Source organism: Paenibacillus sp. fava2 (assembly GCF_058313675.1).
The window spans coordinates 6170202-6185765 of record NZ_CM177755.1; the positions used below are offsets into that span (position 1 = coordinate 6170202).

The 15564-nt window shown below is 49.8% G+C and carries 12 protein-coding genes; 2 read left to right on the forward strand and 10 right to left on the reverse strand.

Annotated features, from left to right (window positions below):
* From AC4G46_RS27100 to AC4G46_RS27120, 5 genes are all read right to left on the reverse strand, one after another.
* A complete protein-coding gene (locus AC4G46_RS27100) occupies nt 1-876 on the reverse strand; it encodes a carbohydrate ABC transporter permease (RefSeq protein ID WP_090718187.1) in 876 nt (291 codons plus the stop codon).
* Nucleotides 877-907: 31 nt separating this feature from the next.
* Nucleotides 908-1876 carry an ABC transporter permease gene (locus AC4G46_RS27105; protein WP_491125433.1) on the reverse strand — a complete coding sequence of 323 codons (969 nt, stop codon included), beginning with the start codon at nt 1874-1876 and terminating at the stop codon, nt 908-910.
* Between the two features lie 141 nt (nt 1877-2017).
* Nucleotides 2018-3586, reverse strand: a complete 1569-nt coding sequence (locus AC4G46_RS27110; protein WP_491125434.1) for an extracellular solute-binding protein — start codon at nt 3584-3586, stop codon at nt 2018-2020.
* Between the two features lie 1403 nt (nt 3587-4989).
* A complete protein-coding gene (locus AC4G46_RS27115) occupies nt 4990-5541 on the reverse strand; it encodes a CueP family metal-binding protein (RefSeq protein WP_491125435.1) in 552 nt (183 codons plus the stop codon).
* A 104-nt stretch (nt 5542-5645) separates the two neighbouring features.
* On the reverse strand, nt 5646-7172 hold the full coding sequence (locus tag AC4G46_RS27120) for an extracellular solute-binding protein (protein WP_491125436.1): 1527 nt from the start codon (nt 7170-7172) through the stop codon (nt 5646-5648).
* Nucleotides 7173-7451: 279 nt separating this feature from the next.
* On the opposite strand from AC4G46_RS27120, the gene AC4G46_RS27125 reads away from it, so the two are divergent.
* Nucleotides 7452-9791, forward strand: coding sequence for a helix-turn-helix domain-containing protein (locus AC4G46_RS27125; protein WP_491125437.1), 2340 nt, complete (start codon nt 7452-7454; stop codon nt 9789-9791).
* Between the two features lie 80 nt (nt 9792-9871).
* Here the strand turns inward: AC4G46_RS27125 and AC4G46_RS27130 are convergent, their stop codons facing one another.
* The 5 genes from AC4G46_RS27130 to AC4G46_RS27150 form a co-directional block, all read right to left on the reverse strand.
* The gene (locus AC4G46_RS27130) at nt 9872-10624 is read right to left on the reverse strand and encodes a hypothetical protein (protein WP_491125438.1); all 753 of its coding nucleotides are present in this window, start codon (nt 10622-10624) and stop codon (nt 9872-9874) included.
* Nucleotides 10625-10739: 115 nt separating this feature from the next.
* The gene (locus AC4G46_RS27135) at nt 10740-12566 is read right to left on the reverse strand and encodes an APC family permease (RefSeq protein ID WP_491125439.1); all 1827 of its coding nucleotides are present in this window, start codon (nt 12564-12566) and stop codon (nt 10740-10742) included.
* A 187-nt stretch (nt 12567-12753) separates the two neighbouring features.
* Nucleotides 12754-13173 (reverse strand): arsenate reductase (thioredoxin), encoded by a 420-nt coding sequence (gene arsC, locus AC4G46_RS27140; RefSeq protein WP_491125440.1) that lies wholly within the window; start codon nt 13171-13173, stop codon nt 12754-12756.
* A 21-nt stretch (nt 13174-13194) separates the two neighbouring features.
* The gene (locus AC4G46_RS27145) at nt 13195-14490 is read right to left on the reverse strand and encodes an arsenic transporter (protein WP_491128986.1); all 1296 of its coding nucleotides are present in this window, start codon (nt 14488-14490) and stop codon (nt 13195-13197) included.
* Nucleotides 14491-14600: 110 nt separating this feature from the next.
* Nucleotides 14601-14927: an ArsR/SmtB family transcription factor gene (locus AC4G46_RS27150; RefSeq protein WP_491125441.1), complete on the reverse strand. Its 327-nt coding sequence runs from the start codon at nt 14925-14927 to the stop codon at nt 14601-14603.
* A 134-nt stretch (nt 14928-15061) separates the two neighbouring features.
* Between AC4G46_RS27150 and AC4G46_RS27155 the strand changes: the two genes are divergently transcribed.
* Nucleotides 15062-15511 (forward strand): MarR family winged helix-turn-helix transcriptional regulator, encoded by a 450-nt coding sequence (locus AC4G46_RS27155; protein ID WP_491125442.1) that lies wholly within the window; start codon nt 15062-15064, stop codon nt 15509-15511.
* Nucleotides 15512-15564 lie beyond the last annotated feature (53 nt).

Consider the following 15564-nt stretch of genomic DNA (forward strand, 5'->3'; position numbering starts at 1 on the left):
TTAACCCTTCATTGAACCGAGCATAGCACCTTTGGCAAAATGCTTCTGCAGGAACGGATACACCATCAGAATCGGCAGTGTTGCTACTACGATAACCGCCATTTTGATCGACTGGTCTGGCGGCGGAACGGCTGCATCAAGTGTAGCGCTGTGATCCATCCCGCTGGCCAGAACGACGATCTGCCGCAGCAGGACCTGAATCGGCCATTTGGCGCTGTCATCCAGATACAGAATCGCACTCATGTAAGTGTTCCAGTAAGTCACCGCGTAGAACAGGGAAATCGTAGCAATCGCCGGCATCGACAGCGGGAGCACGATCCGGAACAGGATGCCGAAGTCGTTGCAGCCGTCGATTTTGGCGGATTCCTCAAGGCCTTCGGGGATGTTCTGGAAAAAGTTTTTGAGAATAATCATATTGAATGCACTGATCGCCGACGGCAGAATAAGCGCCGCATAGGAATCGATCAGCCCCAGCTCTTTTACCACCAGGAACGTCGGAATCATCCCGCCATGGAACAGCATTGTGAACACAACCAGGAAGTTAACCACATTACGTCCGTCGAGATCTTTTCTGGACAGGCCATAGGCCATCAGCGCCGTGATGAACATACTGAACAGCGTACCAATCAGCGTAACGCCGATCGAGACACCCATTGCTTTGAAGATCGTATCCGTGGAAAAAATAAATTTATAAGCCTCCAGGCTCCACACCTTCGGAATCAGCACAAACTTGCTCGCCGCAATCTCTGCACTTGTCGTAAAAGAACCCGCGACCACATGCACAAACGGCAGCACGGTAATGAGCGCAATCAGCGCCAGCAGCGTAAAGTTAACAGCGGCAAACACCCTGCCGCCCAGCGATCTGTCCTCTACCATCTTCTATTCCTCCCGCAGTCTCTCAATTCGCTTAATAAACGCCTTCTTCGCCCATTTTCTTGGACAATTTGTTAACAGACATAACCATGATAAGCCCGATAATGGACTTGAAGAATCCGATAGCCGTACTGTAACTGAACTGGCCTTGTCTTAGTCCTGCAGTATAGACATACGTATCGATAATTTCCGCAACATTCCGGTTCATGGAGTTCAGCATCAGATAGACATGCTCGAAGCCCAGATCCAGCACGGAACCAATTTTCAGAATAAGCAGGGTAATGATGACACTCCGGATCGCCGGAAGCGTGATATGCCAGATTTGCCGCATCCGTCCCGCTCCATCCATGCGTGCAGCTTCATACAGACCGGGGTCAATAGCAGCGATCGAAGCCAGATAGATAATCGTGCCCCAGCCCGCTTCTCTCCAGATAATCTGGATGATGTACATCGGCCGGAACCAGCCCGGATTCAGCAGGAAATTCACCTGCTCGAAGCCAAAATAACTGAGCAGCTCGTTAATAATCCCGCCGTCCATCGTAACCATAACGTAGGTAATCGAAACGATGATAACCCAGGACATGAAGTGGGGCAGGTAGACCAGCGTCTGGAAAAACCTTTTGAAAAAGGTGCCTCTAAGCTCATTCAGCATCAAAGCCAAAATAATCGGTACCGGAAAATAAAACAGAATATTCATTCCGAACAATATGAGCGTGTTGCCGAGAATGTTCAGGAAGTCCGGCTCGGTGAACAGACGCTGGAAATGCTCCATGCCTACCCATTCACTGCCCGTAATTCCCTGGTAAGGCTTATAATCCTGAAAGGAAATAATCAGGCCGTACATCGGCAAATATTTAAAAAGAACGAAAAACAATATACCCGGTATCAGCATGATGTACAGATACTTGTTTCTCCACAGCCGCTTTTTAAGCTCACTGCTGCTCTTGTAGCTTTTGGGCTTCAGCTTGGAGACCGTACCCGGCTGAGCGGTAACATCCTGCATAGTTCTCTCCCTTTCTGTTTCCTGATTCCGCATCTGACTGCGGGTTTGTGTGCGTATAAAAGAAGGCTGCCGAAGCGGCTCGGCTTCGCCAGCCTTCCATATCTGGTGTTCCCTCGCAGGGCGTAGGTTCAGGAGCTCCGCTTATTTTTTATAAACTGCGTTGTATTCTTCGATAATGGCTGATCCGCCGCGGCTCTTCCACGCTTCCACTTCTTTTTCAAAACCGGCTTTATCCAGCTGGCCATAGATGTAGTTGTAAGTGGCATCTGTAATAATCTGCTGCAGCTCTACGCCCTTCGACGTGTAGGTTGCAGAATCCAGGGCAGCAGTCGGATCAGCGACGCCTACCTTCACATTTTCAAGAATCAGCTCTTCCGCATGAATACGGCCTGGCAGCACGTTATAGCTCTGGTACATGCCGTTGGTTTCGGACTCACCGATTACGCTGTCCTTGTAGCCCTTAACTTCGCGTTCGATCAGCTCTTTGTCGTCAGTCGGTTTAGCCTTGCCGTCTACAACGGTATAGTGTGTGCCTTCAATGCCCCAGTACATGAGGTTCGATACTTCAGGAGTCATCATCTTATCGAAGAAGGCGAGAATGCTCTTCAGCTCCGCTTCGTCCTTAACCGCAGATTTCGGGAACAGCACGACATTGTTGTAGCCTGGAATCATCCACTGGGCGAACTTTCCGTCTGGTCCGGCAACCATACTATGTGTATCGAGCACGGCATCCGGGAAGTTTTTGATCAGATCCTTGTTCAGGGTGTCGATGTCCTGCATCGAGCCGCCGATGTACAGCCCGGCTTTGCCGCTGACGAACATGTTTACGGCATCCGTTTTACTTGTAGCTGCAAAGTCTTTGTTCATGTAGCCGCCGTCACGCAGCTTTTTGAAGAAGTCCATCGTATCGATGTATTGCGGGAAGGTGAAATCCGGTGCCAGTTGGCCGTCCTTCTCACCCCAGGTGTTCGGTGTGCCGAACCAGGCGGAGACGGTTTTGAATGCCCCATATACCAGCTCGTTGCGGTCCACGACTCCGATGGTATCTTTTTTACCGTTGCCGTCAGGATCCTTTTCGGTAAAAGCCTGCGCCATCGCGAACAGCTCATCCAGGTTAGCCGGAGCCTGCAGGCCCAGCTTATCCGCCCAGTCCTTGCGGTAAATGATACCCTGGCGGGCCAGCGGACGTCCGATGTACAGAGAGTAGAGCTTGCCGTCCACCTTGGTGTTGTTCAGAATTTCCGGCTTTAGCTTGTTGAGGTTCGGGAATTCGCTTAAAAGCGGCCCGATCTCCCAGAACTGTCCGTCCTTGATCGCTTCTCTCATCTGCACGAACGTGGTCTGATTCTTCAGGTACGTTACCTGCGGCAGCGAGCCGGTGGCAAAGGAGGAATTCAGCTTTTCTTCATAGGTATCCGCCGGGAAGAACTGATAGGTCAGCTTGGTATTGGTCAGCTTCTCCAGCTCTGTCTTGATCGTATCCGGCGGGGTTTCCGCTGTATTCAGCGGCAGCATGATTTTGATTTCTGTCGGCTTCTCCGGCTCGGGTGCCGGTTCTGTAGTTGCGGCCGTGGTTGTGTTCCCGCCGCTGGTGCCTGGATCTTTAGTAGCCGCCGCTTCATTTCCGCTGTTGTTGTTGCCGCACGCTGCCGTCAGCATGCTGAATGTCAGCAGTGAGCTGAGAAGCAGGGTGAAGGATTTTTTCGTCATACCTTTTTGACCTCCGTTTGGCTTGTAATTGGTTACATGCCTCACACTACAGCTCAGTCCAGGTTACGAAAACAATCATTTACTCATTATGGGGCTTTTGGGACGGGAGTCTGGGGAAATGATTATCGGGTGATGAGGGGCGGATAAGTTAAGAGGAAGATCGTTAGTTAAAAGAGCGGGGTGTAGGGCGATGAAGCTAAGGCGGATCCGGGTGGTGCTATTCGCTGCTGCGGGGAATGTTTGGACCTCCGGCCGCTGTTGTCTTCGAATTTCCTGATTATGACCGCTGATAGCGGTAGAAATCCGAAGACAGTATATGCTTCCGATGCTAGCTTTCCTACGGAAAGCTTTCAGGCGGACGCTGACGCTCCTCCAGTTCCAAACTTCCCCTCCGCTGCTCCCGCCTTCCCGGTGCGCTTCCTTTCACCTTATCCGGGTGAAAGAGGGGCAAGTCTTGCCCGCCGCTTGGATTGGCGGCGGGAAATGCTGCGGGCGGAGCGATGAGGCTAAACAAAGAGCAGAAGGGGCATCGAAAGCTAGTTTGTTTAACTGATCAGCGGCAATAGTTGTGGATATACAGTTACGTAGTGCGAGGACTGGGTTGGCTGCTTTTAGTTTGTTAAACACACTAATCTCTTGATTGCTGATCCATTAGCACCCTAGCGCTGCTCAGAGTATGAGTCAATGTTTGTTTAACCGATCTGCGGCAATCGTTGTACGATGCACAGTTACGTAGTGCGGGGACCGGGTTTGCTGCTCTATAAGTGTGTTGAACACAACTAATACCTTGGCTGCTGATCCATCTGCACTCTTGGCTGCTCAAACTATAAATCAACGTTACTTTGCAGCCCCTCACATCTCGTACCCCCAATACTCGCACTCAATCCGCCAGTCTAACGGACTCAGATGACGTTATTTCCGGGATTTCGGGGTCTCGCAGAGTTTAACGGACACCAGAGACGTTATTTGCTGCTGAAAGGCCCATTTTGCTGCTTTTCAGCATGAATAGCGTCATCTGAGTCCGTTAGAAATCCAAAACGTGCGCAGAGCACCGGTTAACGTCTCCTGGGTCCGTTAGAATTTAGCGCAGCTCCCAAGAACAGAGCCTGATGCGTTCATCGCAGCCTCCCTGTCCATTAGCCACTTGTGACGCTCTGATAAACAGCGCCAAGCGCGCCAATGTCAGACTCTCAGCCCAAGGCAAAGATCAGAAGAGCACGAAAGCAAGTTTGTTCCCTGCCCTCAAAACCAAAAAAAGCAGAACAAGGCCGCTCCCATAAAAGGAGCACCCTCGCTCTGCTTATCTTTAATGTTACTTACCAGCCCCGTACTTCTGCGCAATTCCCACAATAAGATTGGGGCCCAGCCGAATTTCAAACTCAATTATACTGCCACGCCTAACCTCACCCCAGCTGCATCGTAGTCACACACGTATCATTTTGCTCAAAGGTAGAAATTTCAGATACTGCCTTTTTACCGTCCTGTTCGATCGTTACATTATAAGTCTTGTCCCGAGGCAGCCACAGATCGATGAAGCCGTTTGGCTGGGATTGTACGGTCTGCTTGTCCATCACCTGATTGCCCTCGGCATCCTGGACCGATACGCTGAAATCCTGTTCCGGCATTTCTCCCTGGCAGCCAGTCAGGCTATGAGTGGCGCACGGATGTGTCTTAGTTACATAAGGTGCAATGGAGACAAAAAATTCATCCTCTGGCAGGCTGTAGCTGGCGGATTTGCCGTCTGTTTCTTTGACGATCAGCTGCGTCGATGATATGGAAGCTGATTCAGCTGTCAGGCTGCGGCTGCTGTAATCCTGCACCATCTGTTTAAGAGCTGCTGTATCTATTGATGCGTCTTGGTTTGCACCTTCACGGCTGCTATTTTCCGCGAAGATGTAAGCCCCTGCCGCGATGACTACTGCTAATCCGGCAGTCAGCAAGACTGTTTTTTTCATGGATTCATCATCCTCCTGTCTCTACTATTATAGTCCAGCCAGGGTACCTGCAAACTAGACGAATCCATGACAAATTAGCCTATGCTGCCCTATTTCGGGCAACCTTACCTGCTGCTCGCTGCTGCCCTCGCCTGAGCCTCCGCATATTCCTCCATAATCAGGCTGCCGCCGCTCGATTTCCATTTCTCCACTTCTGCATTAAACTCCGCCGCATTCATATTGCCGATAATATAGTTGTAGGTGGCATCGGTAATAATCGTAGACAGCTCGACGTTTTTTTCGTCATAGGCCGGGGAGCTGAGCGTCAATGTCGGATCATCCACTACAAACTGCTCATTGTCATGGCTCAATTGCTCGGCCAGAGCGGTCAGCTGCTCTTTTTGCGCAACCTCGAGAACGTTCTTGTTGCTGATATCGGCGATCATCAGGGAATAGAGCGGATTGACCTCATTGACCCGCAGCTGCGAGGTTTCCTCGGGCAGGATGACCTTTCCGTCCTGCAGCTTGTAATGGCGGCCTTCGATTCCGTACATCATCAGATTGGCTACATCCTTATCCATACTCCGGTCAAAAAAGCGCAGCACCTCCTTCAGCTCGTCCTCGGTCGCTATCGCCTTTTTGGAGAATAGATAGAGCCCGTTGTAGTTGGGAATGGACCATACTCTGTACCCGTCAGGGCCTTTGATCCGGTTAATCAGCGTAAGCACAGCCTCCGGATTGATCGCCTGCGCTTCTATTGAGAGCCGCTGCACATCCGTCATGCTGCCGATAAAGATCCCGGCGGTGCCGCGGATAAATTTGTCGCGCTGTACCTCCTTGCTGGTCAGGGCGAAATCCTGGTTAATAATTTTTTCTACATATAATTTATGCATGAAATTCATCGTGTCCATGTATTCGGGCGTGGCAAATTCCGGAATGAACTGCCCGTTCTCCAGCTTCCAGTTGTTAGGTGTGCCGAAGTAGGAGCTTAGCGTTTTGAAAACGCCATAGACCAGGTCATTGCGGTCCACCAGGCCGATGGTGTCCTGCTTCCCGTTGCCGTCCGGATCATTGTAGGTGAACTGCTTCATAACCTCATAGAGCTCATCCAGCGTCTGCGGCCGGCCGAGCTTAAGCCGATCCAGCCAATCCTGGCGGATAATGATCCCTTGTCTTGACGAAGGGCGCTCGGTATACAGGCCGTAAATTTTGCCGTCCACCGCAGTCTGGCCGAGAATGGCCGGATCCAGCTGCTTCAGATTCGGGAATTCCGCAAGATAAGGGCCGATCTCCCAGAAGGCATCGGAGCGGACCGCGTTTTTGACCAGATTATAATCGGTAAATTTGACGAAGGTAACCTTGCCAAGCGAATTGGTTGTCAGGGCCGTGTTCATTTTATCGGTGTAGACACCCTCCGGTACCCAGGTAATCGCAAGCTTCACACCCGTCAGCTGCTCAATCTCACTCACAATTTCTTTGGACGGCTGTGAAGGAAAATGCAGCGGGGCCAGAATAGAGATCAGCGGCAGAGCCTCTCCCGTTTCCGGCCGGGCCGGATTTGCATCACTGCATGCACTTAACCATATTGCCGGGAGTAAGACAAGCAGACAGCAATACCGGATTACTTTTCCCCGTATGAGTCTTCCGAACATTCCCGCATCCTCCTAATCAGACTTTATAGTATAGTTCAATTTGTAATCGCTTTCTTAATTATGGCCCGGACCATCGTGAACCCGTTCATTTAAGAGAGAATCCTATTAATCATAAGCTATGTATGGTTTAATATAACTGCTAATTATTGAATAATCTTCAAACAGCAGTCATTATTAGAGAAAATGATTATTGCGGCACCAGATGATTATTGTTATTATCCTCCGTGATGCATACACTTAAAGCAGACTGCTTCTATTAAAGAAAAGGTGTTGAATGCTGTGAAACACTTAAGCTTTCTGAGTAAATTAACGCTGTTTACCTTTGTGATCAGCACGATTCCGGTACTGTTTATCGGTTCATTCTCTTATCTCACATCCTCCAGCGAAATTCAAAAAAATGTTAACAAAAGCAAAATGGAACTCATTTTACAAATTAACTCAAATGTAGAGCATAAGCTGACTACTGTCAATCAGACTTTAAACCAGGTCGTCAACTCCTCAGTGCTCAAAAAAGCATTGAATAACCCGTTAAATGTAACCGATTTCATTTTATATAATGAATTGAGAACCGAAATCCGCAACATGCAGTCCTTTGATACGAAGCTGGAGGATGTTATTCTGCTGAATCAGCGGGAGAACTGGATGATCAAAAATTCCGGGCTCTACCGCCTGAACGAATACCGGAATTATGAGCAGCTGGCCAACCTGATGAACGTCTCTGACTCGACCTCCTGGGTGCTGAATCCTTCTTCCCTGTTCTACAGCGAGGAGAGCGTCAATGTTACCGGCTGCGATTACAGTATCAGTCTGATCAAGAAGCTGCCGGTAGGTAAGCTGCAAAAATACGGGCTGGCGCTTGCCAACATTCCGGCCTGCAGCCTGCAGGACTTCATCAACTCGGAGATTGACCCGCTGGACAGCATCATCATACTGGATGAATCCGGACGCATTCTGCTCCATCCCGACAAAACGCTGATCGGCAGTCCGGCTGAGGCAGGCGGCTTTAATGATTTTGCGCTTGTATCCGGCATGAGCAAAACAAACGGACAATTCAAGACGGTTATCGGCAAACAGGATTATTCCGCAACCTATCTGCGTTCACAGCTGAACGGCTGGACCTATCTGTCGGTCACATCCATCAAAGGACTTACCAAGGAGTCCTCCAAAATCGGAACCTACACCCTGCTGATCTGCGCTTTAATGCTGCTGCTGTCAGTCCTGACAGCGTGGCTTGGCTCCCGGCGGATGTATTCTCCAATACAGCGGCTACTCAATCAGATGGGGCTGCGCCGGCCGGGGATCAAGTCCCGGTTCACGGACGAGTTCCAGTCGATCGGCGAGCAGATGCACCATCTGTTCCAGTCCAAGTCGCAGCTGGAGAAGGAGCTGAACCAGCATATCCGGCAGGTCCGTACCTTTTTTCTGACCAAAGCCTTTCAGGGCAATATAAAAAAGCGCGAGCTGCTCGAAGAGCTGGAGCAATACGGGTACCGTCCATTAGTAGACGACTGGGGGACAATGGCCGTCATAACACTCAGCATCGACTATTCATCTGAAAACAGCTATGACAAAAAGGATCTCCATCTGCTGCTGTTCGCAGCCCATAATATGATCGAAGAGCTGGTGCCGCCGGGAGAGCGGCTGGCTCCGGTTATCATTGACCATACTGTCGTTACACTGATCGGGAGCACGGAAGGCAATGCCGAAGCTTTTCACCGGACGCTCTATGCCTTGACGGAGAGTCTGCAGCAGGAGATTAACAATGTTCTCAAACTGCAGGTGAGTATCGGGATGAGTCTGCCGTTCCACAACATTGATAAGCTGCCTATCGCCTATAAGGAGAGCCTTGAAGCGCTGAAATACCGGATTACGCTCGGCAAGGGCATCATCATCCAATACGAAAATATCAACTCCGGCAATCATTATCTCAATCTGAACTATCCGGTGCATACCGAAAATGATCTGATGGATGCCATCAAGCTGGCGGATGCCGACAAGGCGAAGGAGCTGCTGCATAAGCTGTTCGGCTGTATTTTTAAGCCGGGGCTGTCGCCGCAGGAGTATCAGATACCGCTTAACCGCCTGCTCGGCAATATCCTGATTATGATGCAGGAGTCGGGGATCAGTCTGAATCAGATCTACCATGTGAACGGCTCGCTGTTCGAGGAGCTGACGGATCTTCACATCGTTGCTGAAATCGAGGACTGGTTCTGGAGTATTGTGATTCTGCCGATGATCCGGATTTTTCACAGCCGGCAGAATGCGCAGTATCATAACATTTCCGAGAAAATCATTGATATTGTGCAGCATGATTATGATAAAGATCTGACGCTTGAGGAATGTGCCTCACGCCTGCATTACAATGCCAACTATATCAGCAGTGTCTTCCGCAAGGAGACACAGTATTATTTCAGCGAATACCTGGCGATGTACCGGTTCAAGATGGCCAAGAAATGGCTGGAGGAAACCGATATGCCAATCAAGGACATTGCCGCCCGTCTGCGGTACAACAACTCGCAGAACTTCATCCGTTCCTTCCGCAAGCAGGAGGGCATGACCCCGGGCCAATACCGCGATAATGCCGTCTCGCGTCCCCGTGCCGTGCCGGATGATTATTGAGCCTGAACACGACCAAGCCGCCGGCAATTCAGCATAAATGCTGATGCCGGCGGCTTCTGCTACCCGCGAGGCCGGTGATGTTACTGCTTGACCGGTCTGCTCTTTCTTGCCCGGATTAGCCGGACAAGAAAGTATGCCCCAGCACCAAGCACCAGTACAAGTCCTCCGCCTGCTATGGCAAGGTTCTGAACCTGCGGCACGTAGACCACCAGCCGGACAGGCTCAGTATCCGCCATGCTGATCCGCCAGGTCAGGGTGTTGCCTTCCTGGCTGTCCGCATTGTTAGGCCCGTACAGGTTATAAGGCAGTGTCAATTTGAAATTGACCGACAGATTCTGCAGCATCAGGCGGACCAGCGATTCCGGCACATTCAGGCTGCCGATGCTGTCAATAATCTCATCCGTGTAGGCATTCAGCTTCGGCTGGGCCGTGACCTCATAACGTGTGTACAGCCATTTGTCAGCCTGGGCAACCTCAGTATCTATAATATCCAGGCTGCCGGCATTTTGCTGCAGCTCTTCAAACGACCCGTAGGTCTTCAGGAACTTGTACTCCGTTGAGCTGCCGCTTTGACTCTTGTCCAGCTCAATACCCGCGGCCGCCAGCCTCTCAGACAGCACTTCCTCCAGCTTGCCGCCAGCCAGCGACTCCACCCGCGCACTGAGCAGCATACTGAACGCCAGCTGGAGGCTCCCGTCCTTTTTCACTGTCACATGGGCTGTTCCGCTGGCGCAGCCGCCTAGCAATAGTGCTGATAACAGCAGCATAATCAGGCCGGAAATGCGCAGCTTCAGCCGGAAAGAACCGGCGCCATGACGATCCGTCTTTTTCAATCCGATCCCTCCTGTTCCCCCGTCTCCTGTCCATTATAACTGATTTACGGCTACGTCTCCCCTCCGCACAAAAGGGCAGAACCGGGAAAGGTTCCCGCTCTGCCCCTTGGCCTGATTATTTTTTCAAATGATAGGGCACTGTAGTAATAATTACATTTCTGCGGTACAGCAGATGCGTGCGGATCAGCAGACTGGACTGGTTATGAAGAATGTTGTGCCAGCCTTTCTTGGGAATGAACTGCGGCACGATCACCGTCACCTGGTAATGCGATTCATTCGCCTTGCGCTGGACCGTATCGATAAATTTGATCAAGGGATGAATGATGCTTCGGTAAGGCGAGTACAGCGACACAAGCCTGATTTCGGGATGGAACCTTTTCCACTTTTCCTCAAAAATTTGCTCTTCCTCCCGCTCAAAAGGCACATGGACGGCAATAATCTGGCTGGCGGACAGTGACTGTGCATAGCGCAGCGAGTTCTCTACGACATGCGTAATCCCGGCCACCGGCAGGATAATCACATTCCCTTCAATCGCCAGCGGCTCCTCCTCACAGGTGGAGAGACGCAGCTGGTCGGCCACGGCCTCATAATGCTTGCGGATCCGGTAAAAGAGCAGAATAATCAGCGGCAGGAAGACCAGCACCGGCCAAACCTGCGGGAACTTGGTCAGGAAGAACATGATGGTGACGACGAAGCTGATCAGCGCTCCCGTTGTGTTAATGGCCAGCTTGCCGGCCCAGCCCGCAGGCTTCTCCCGGATCCACTTGACCATCATCCCGGTCTGGGACAGGGTAAAGGGAATAAATACCCCGACCGCGTACAGTGGAATCAGATGCTCCGTGCGGCCTTCAAAGGCAATAATCAGCAGGATAGACAATACTCCGAGGCTGAGAATGCCGTTGGAGTATCCGAGCCGGTCACCGCGGACGGTGAACATTCTTGGAATAAACTTATCCTTGGCCAGATTAACCGCCAGCAGCGGAAAGGCCGAGTAGCCCGTATTTGCCGCCAGGATCAGAATAAGCGCAGTCGTGCCCTGGATAAAAAAGTACATGAAATTCCGGCCAAACACCTGCTCCGCAATTTCCGAAACGACGGTGACCTGCTCATTCGGGGTCACACCGTAGTAGTAAGCCAGAAGAACGATACCGGAAAACAGCACCGCGAGCAGAATACCCATGGCAGCGAGTGTCTTGGCCGCATTGTTCGGGGCAGGCGCCTTGAAGTTGGGAATGGCGTTGGATATGGCTTCTACCCCTGTCAGCGCCGAGCTCCCTGAGGCAAAGGCCCGCAGCAGCAGAAACAGGCTGATGCCTGCGACCGGTGTCCCAATAGGCGTATGCAGCTCTGCCGGGACATCGCCGGCCACAATCCGGAACAGGCCCACGCCGAGCATAATAAAGATCGCCAGCACGAACAGATACACCGGATATGCCAGAAACGACGCCGATTCGGTAACCCCGCGTAAATTCAGGGTTGTGATCAGCAGTACAAACAGAATGGCGATCGGTACATTATACGGATGCAGACTGGGAAAAGCCGAAGTAATCGCATCCGTACCCGCCGATACACTCACCGCTACCGTCAGGATATAATCGACCAGCAGCGAGCCCCCGGCGATCAGCCCCGGATATTTGCCCAGATTCTCCTTGGAAACCACATAAGCTCCGCCGCCCAGCGGATAAGCATAAATAATTTGCCTGTAGGATAAGATCAGTGCAGTCAACAGTACAAGCACCCCGATGGCAATGGGTATGGAATACCAGAAGGCTGCAGCGCCGATCGTTATCAGCACAAGCAGAATCTGCTCCGGTCCATAAGCAACCGAGGATAAAGCATCTGATGAAAGAATGGCCAGCGCTTTTGTCTTGTTCAATTTCTGCTCGCCCAGCTGCTCCGACTTCAGCGGCCGTCCGATCAGTAATCTTTTCACCGAAATCATCGTCTGCCTCACCCGACTTTTTTAAAGTTATATTACCCATGGAAGCCGTCATTAAATTCAATCCATAATATACATCCGTTCAACTGCCTGCGCAACAGATTTCATTCAGCTTACAAATAGATTTTTCAACGGCTTGCGTGGTATAAAAAAAGACTATCTCCATTAGGAAATAGCCTGTTATTCTTCATTATTTTCCTGTTTCAGCAAATTGTTTGATGCGCTCACCCACCTGATCACGGACCCGCTGGAAGACCGCCCACTTCTCCTCTTCTGTGCCTTGGGCTTTTGCCGGATCATCGAATCCCCAGTGCTCACGTTTTACCTGAGGAGGAGTAACCGGGCATTTATCTGCCGCATCCCCACACAAGGTAATGACGAGATCGGAGCTATTCAGCAGCTGCGGATCAATAATATCTGAGGTTTGATTGGAGATATCCATTCCGGCCTCGCTCATTGCCTTAACAGCTTTCGGGTTCAAACCGTGAGCTTCTATTCCGGCACTGTATACATTCCATTCATCACCCAAGTATTTCTTGGCCCAGCCTTCAGCCATCTGGCTCCGGCAGGAGTTTCCTGTACACAAAAAGTAAATGGTTTTCTTATCCATGAGTTGCAATCTCCTTTGAGTTTAAAATAGGGTTAACGTTATATATAGGCCAAGCAGTGTAATGAACAGAGTAGGGATCGTCAGGATAATACCTGTTTTGAAATATGTTCCCCAGGATATCTTTACTCCTTTGGTGGAAAGCACATGCAGCCACAGTAAGGTAGCCAGCGAACCAATCGGTGTTATCTTCGGTCCTAAGTCAGAACCAATAACATTCGCATAAATCAAAGCTTCCCTGATCGCTCCCGAGGTGTGTGTAGCATCAATGGCCAGTGCGTCAATCATTACGGTAGGCATGTTGTTCATTATGGAGGAGATCACTGCGGCAATAAAGCCCATCCCCATCGTTGCTGTAAACAGCCCTTGATCCGCAACGCCCTGGATGGCATCTGCTAATACATTCGTAAGCCCGGCGTTTCTCAGACCATATACGACAACATACATGCCGATGGAAAAGAAGACAATGGCCCAAGGTGCCCCCTTCACCACTTCCATTACCGGTACAGCAGGACTTTTCCTTGCCATTAGCAAGAAAAAGACAGCGATGATGCCGGCCACTACAGATACCGGAATGTTCAGGAACTCACTGACAAAGTACCCTGCCAGCAGAACCGCAAGTACAAACCAGGATAACTTGAACATCTGCTTGTCTTTAATAGCTTCTTCAGGTTTTTTCAGCCGGGAGCTATCAAAATTTCTTGGAATACTTTTTCGGAAGAAGAGATAGAGCACCATAATACTTGCCCCTAAGGAAAATAGGGTGGGCATGAACATCCGTCCGGCATATTCCATAAAGGTCAGCCCGAAAAAATCAGCCGATACGATATTTACCAGATTGCTTACAACCAGCGGCAAAGACGTCGTATCTGCTATAAACCCGCTGGCAATGATGAATGGAAAAACCTTTTTCTCATCAAAATTAAGCGCACGGACCATAGCCAGCACAATCGGTGTTAGGATGAGCGCTGCCCCGTCGTTAGCAAAAAACGCCGCTACTATGGCGCCAAGAATGATGACATAGATAAACATCCGGGTTCCATTCCCGCCGGCAGCCCTGGCCATATGTAAAGCAGCCCATTCAAAAAAGCCAATTTTATCGAGGATCAGCGAGATCAGGATGATTGCAACAAAGGCCAGTGTGGCATTCCAGACAATCAGCGTAACGTCCAGAACATCATTAAAGCTGACTGCACCGGCAAGTAAAGCGAGTAACGCTCCGCCGCAGGCAGACCATCCGATGGACAGATGTTTAGGCTGCCAAATGACAAAAATCAAGGTAACTATAAATATTAGGCTTGCCAGAACTACCAAATGAATTCCCCCAAATTATGTCTAACTCCTACACATTAGAGCATTCCCTTCATAGAGTTAAGTTTAATCCCGGCATCATTATATAATTATATGCTTATATATTCAATATCAAAATATTATTCGCAGCAAACAGCCTTAGACGGCTTATTCAATTGCGATAAAACGGTATTAGCATCAGGGGTAAGATTTAAAATCGCCTTAACATGAGGCTTATCTTCAATATTCAAAGAGTAATACACCCACTGCCCCCTCTTCTGTTCCTTTACCATTCCACTGCTTTTTAATTTGCGCAGATGCTGACTAACGGCCGGCTGAGAAATATCAAAGAGATCCACGAATTCACATACGCAACACTCCCGCTCTTTTAGAAGTGTAAGAATCGTTAGACGTGTCTTATCTCCAAGGAGCTTTAAATCTTCTGCAAGATCATTTAATATGTCCAATTCTAAATCTCCTCTCTCCGTATATAAGACGACACTTATATTCTAAGGCCTTGATGATCAATTATCAACCAAGCAAATTAAATATTTGCATTTTGCAATTAATTGCGATATAACTGGTGCAAGAGGTGAAAACAATGGAAACTCCACGAGAACTATTCCAGATCATGAGCCGGCGTTTAGGATTACTCAACAAAGATTGCTGCAGTGTAAGGGGATGTACGCTTTCTGCAACCCACAGCCACCTGCTATACGAGATAGACCGGAGCCATAATCCTTCCATGCAGCAAGTCGCCGAAACACTTGGCACTGACATTACAACCTTCAGCAGACAAATCCAGTCTTTGGTGAAAATGAATCTCGTTAAAAAGATGCCCGATCCCGCCGACCGGAGAATTTATAACCTGTCACTTACTCCTGAAGGGAAAATGGCAGCCACAACGATTGATCAACAAATGAATGAATATCTGAATGAAGCCTTCTCCCATATGAGTGAGTTTGAAGTAGAAACATTACTGCGGTCCATTAAGCTTTTCAACGATGCCATGGGGAAATCCAGCAATTGCTGCGCACCTGTAAAAGGGTGATTTCTCTTCGCTTATACTTGCATATTGCAAATATTTTTAACTAAGGAGTGTAT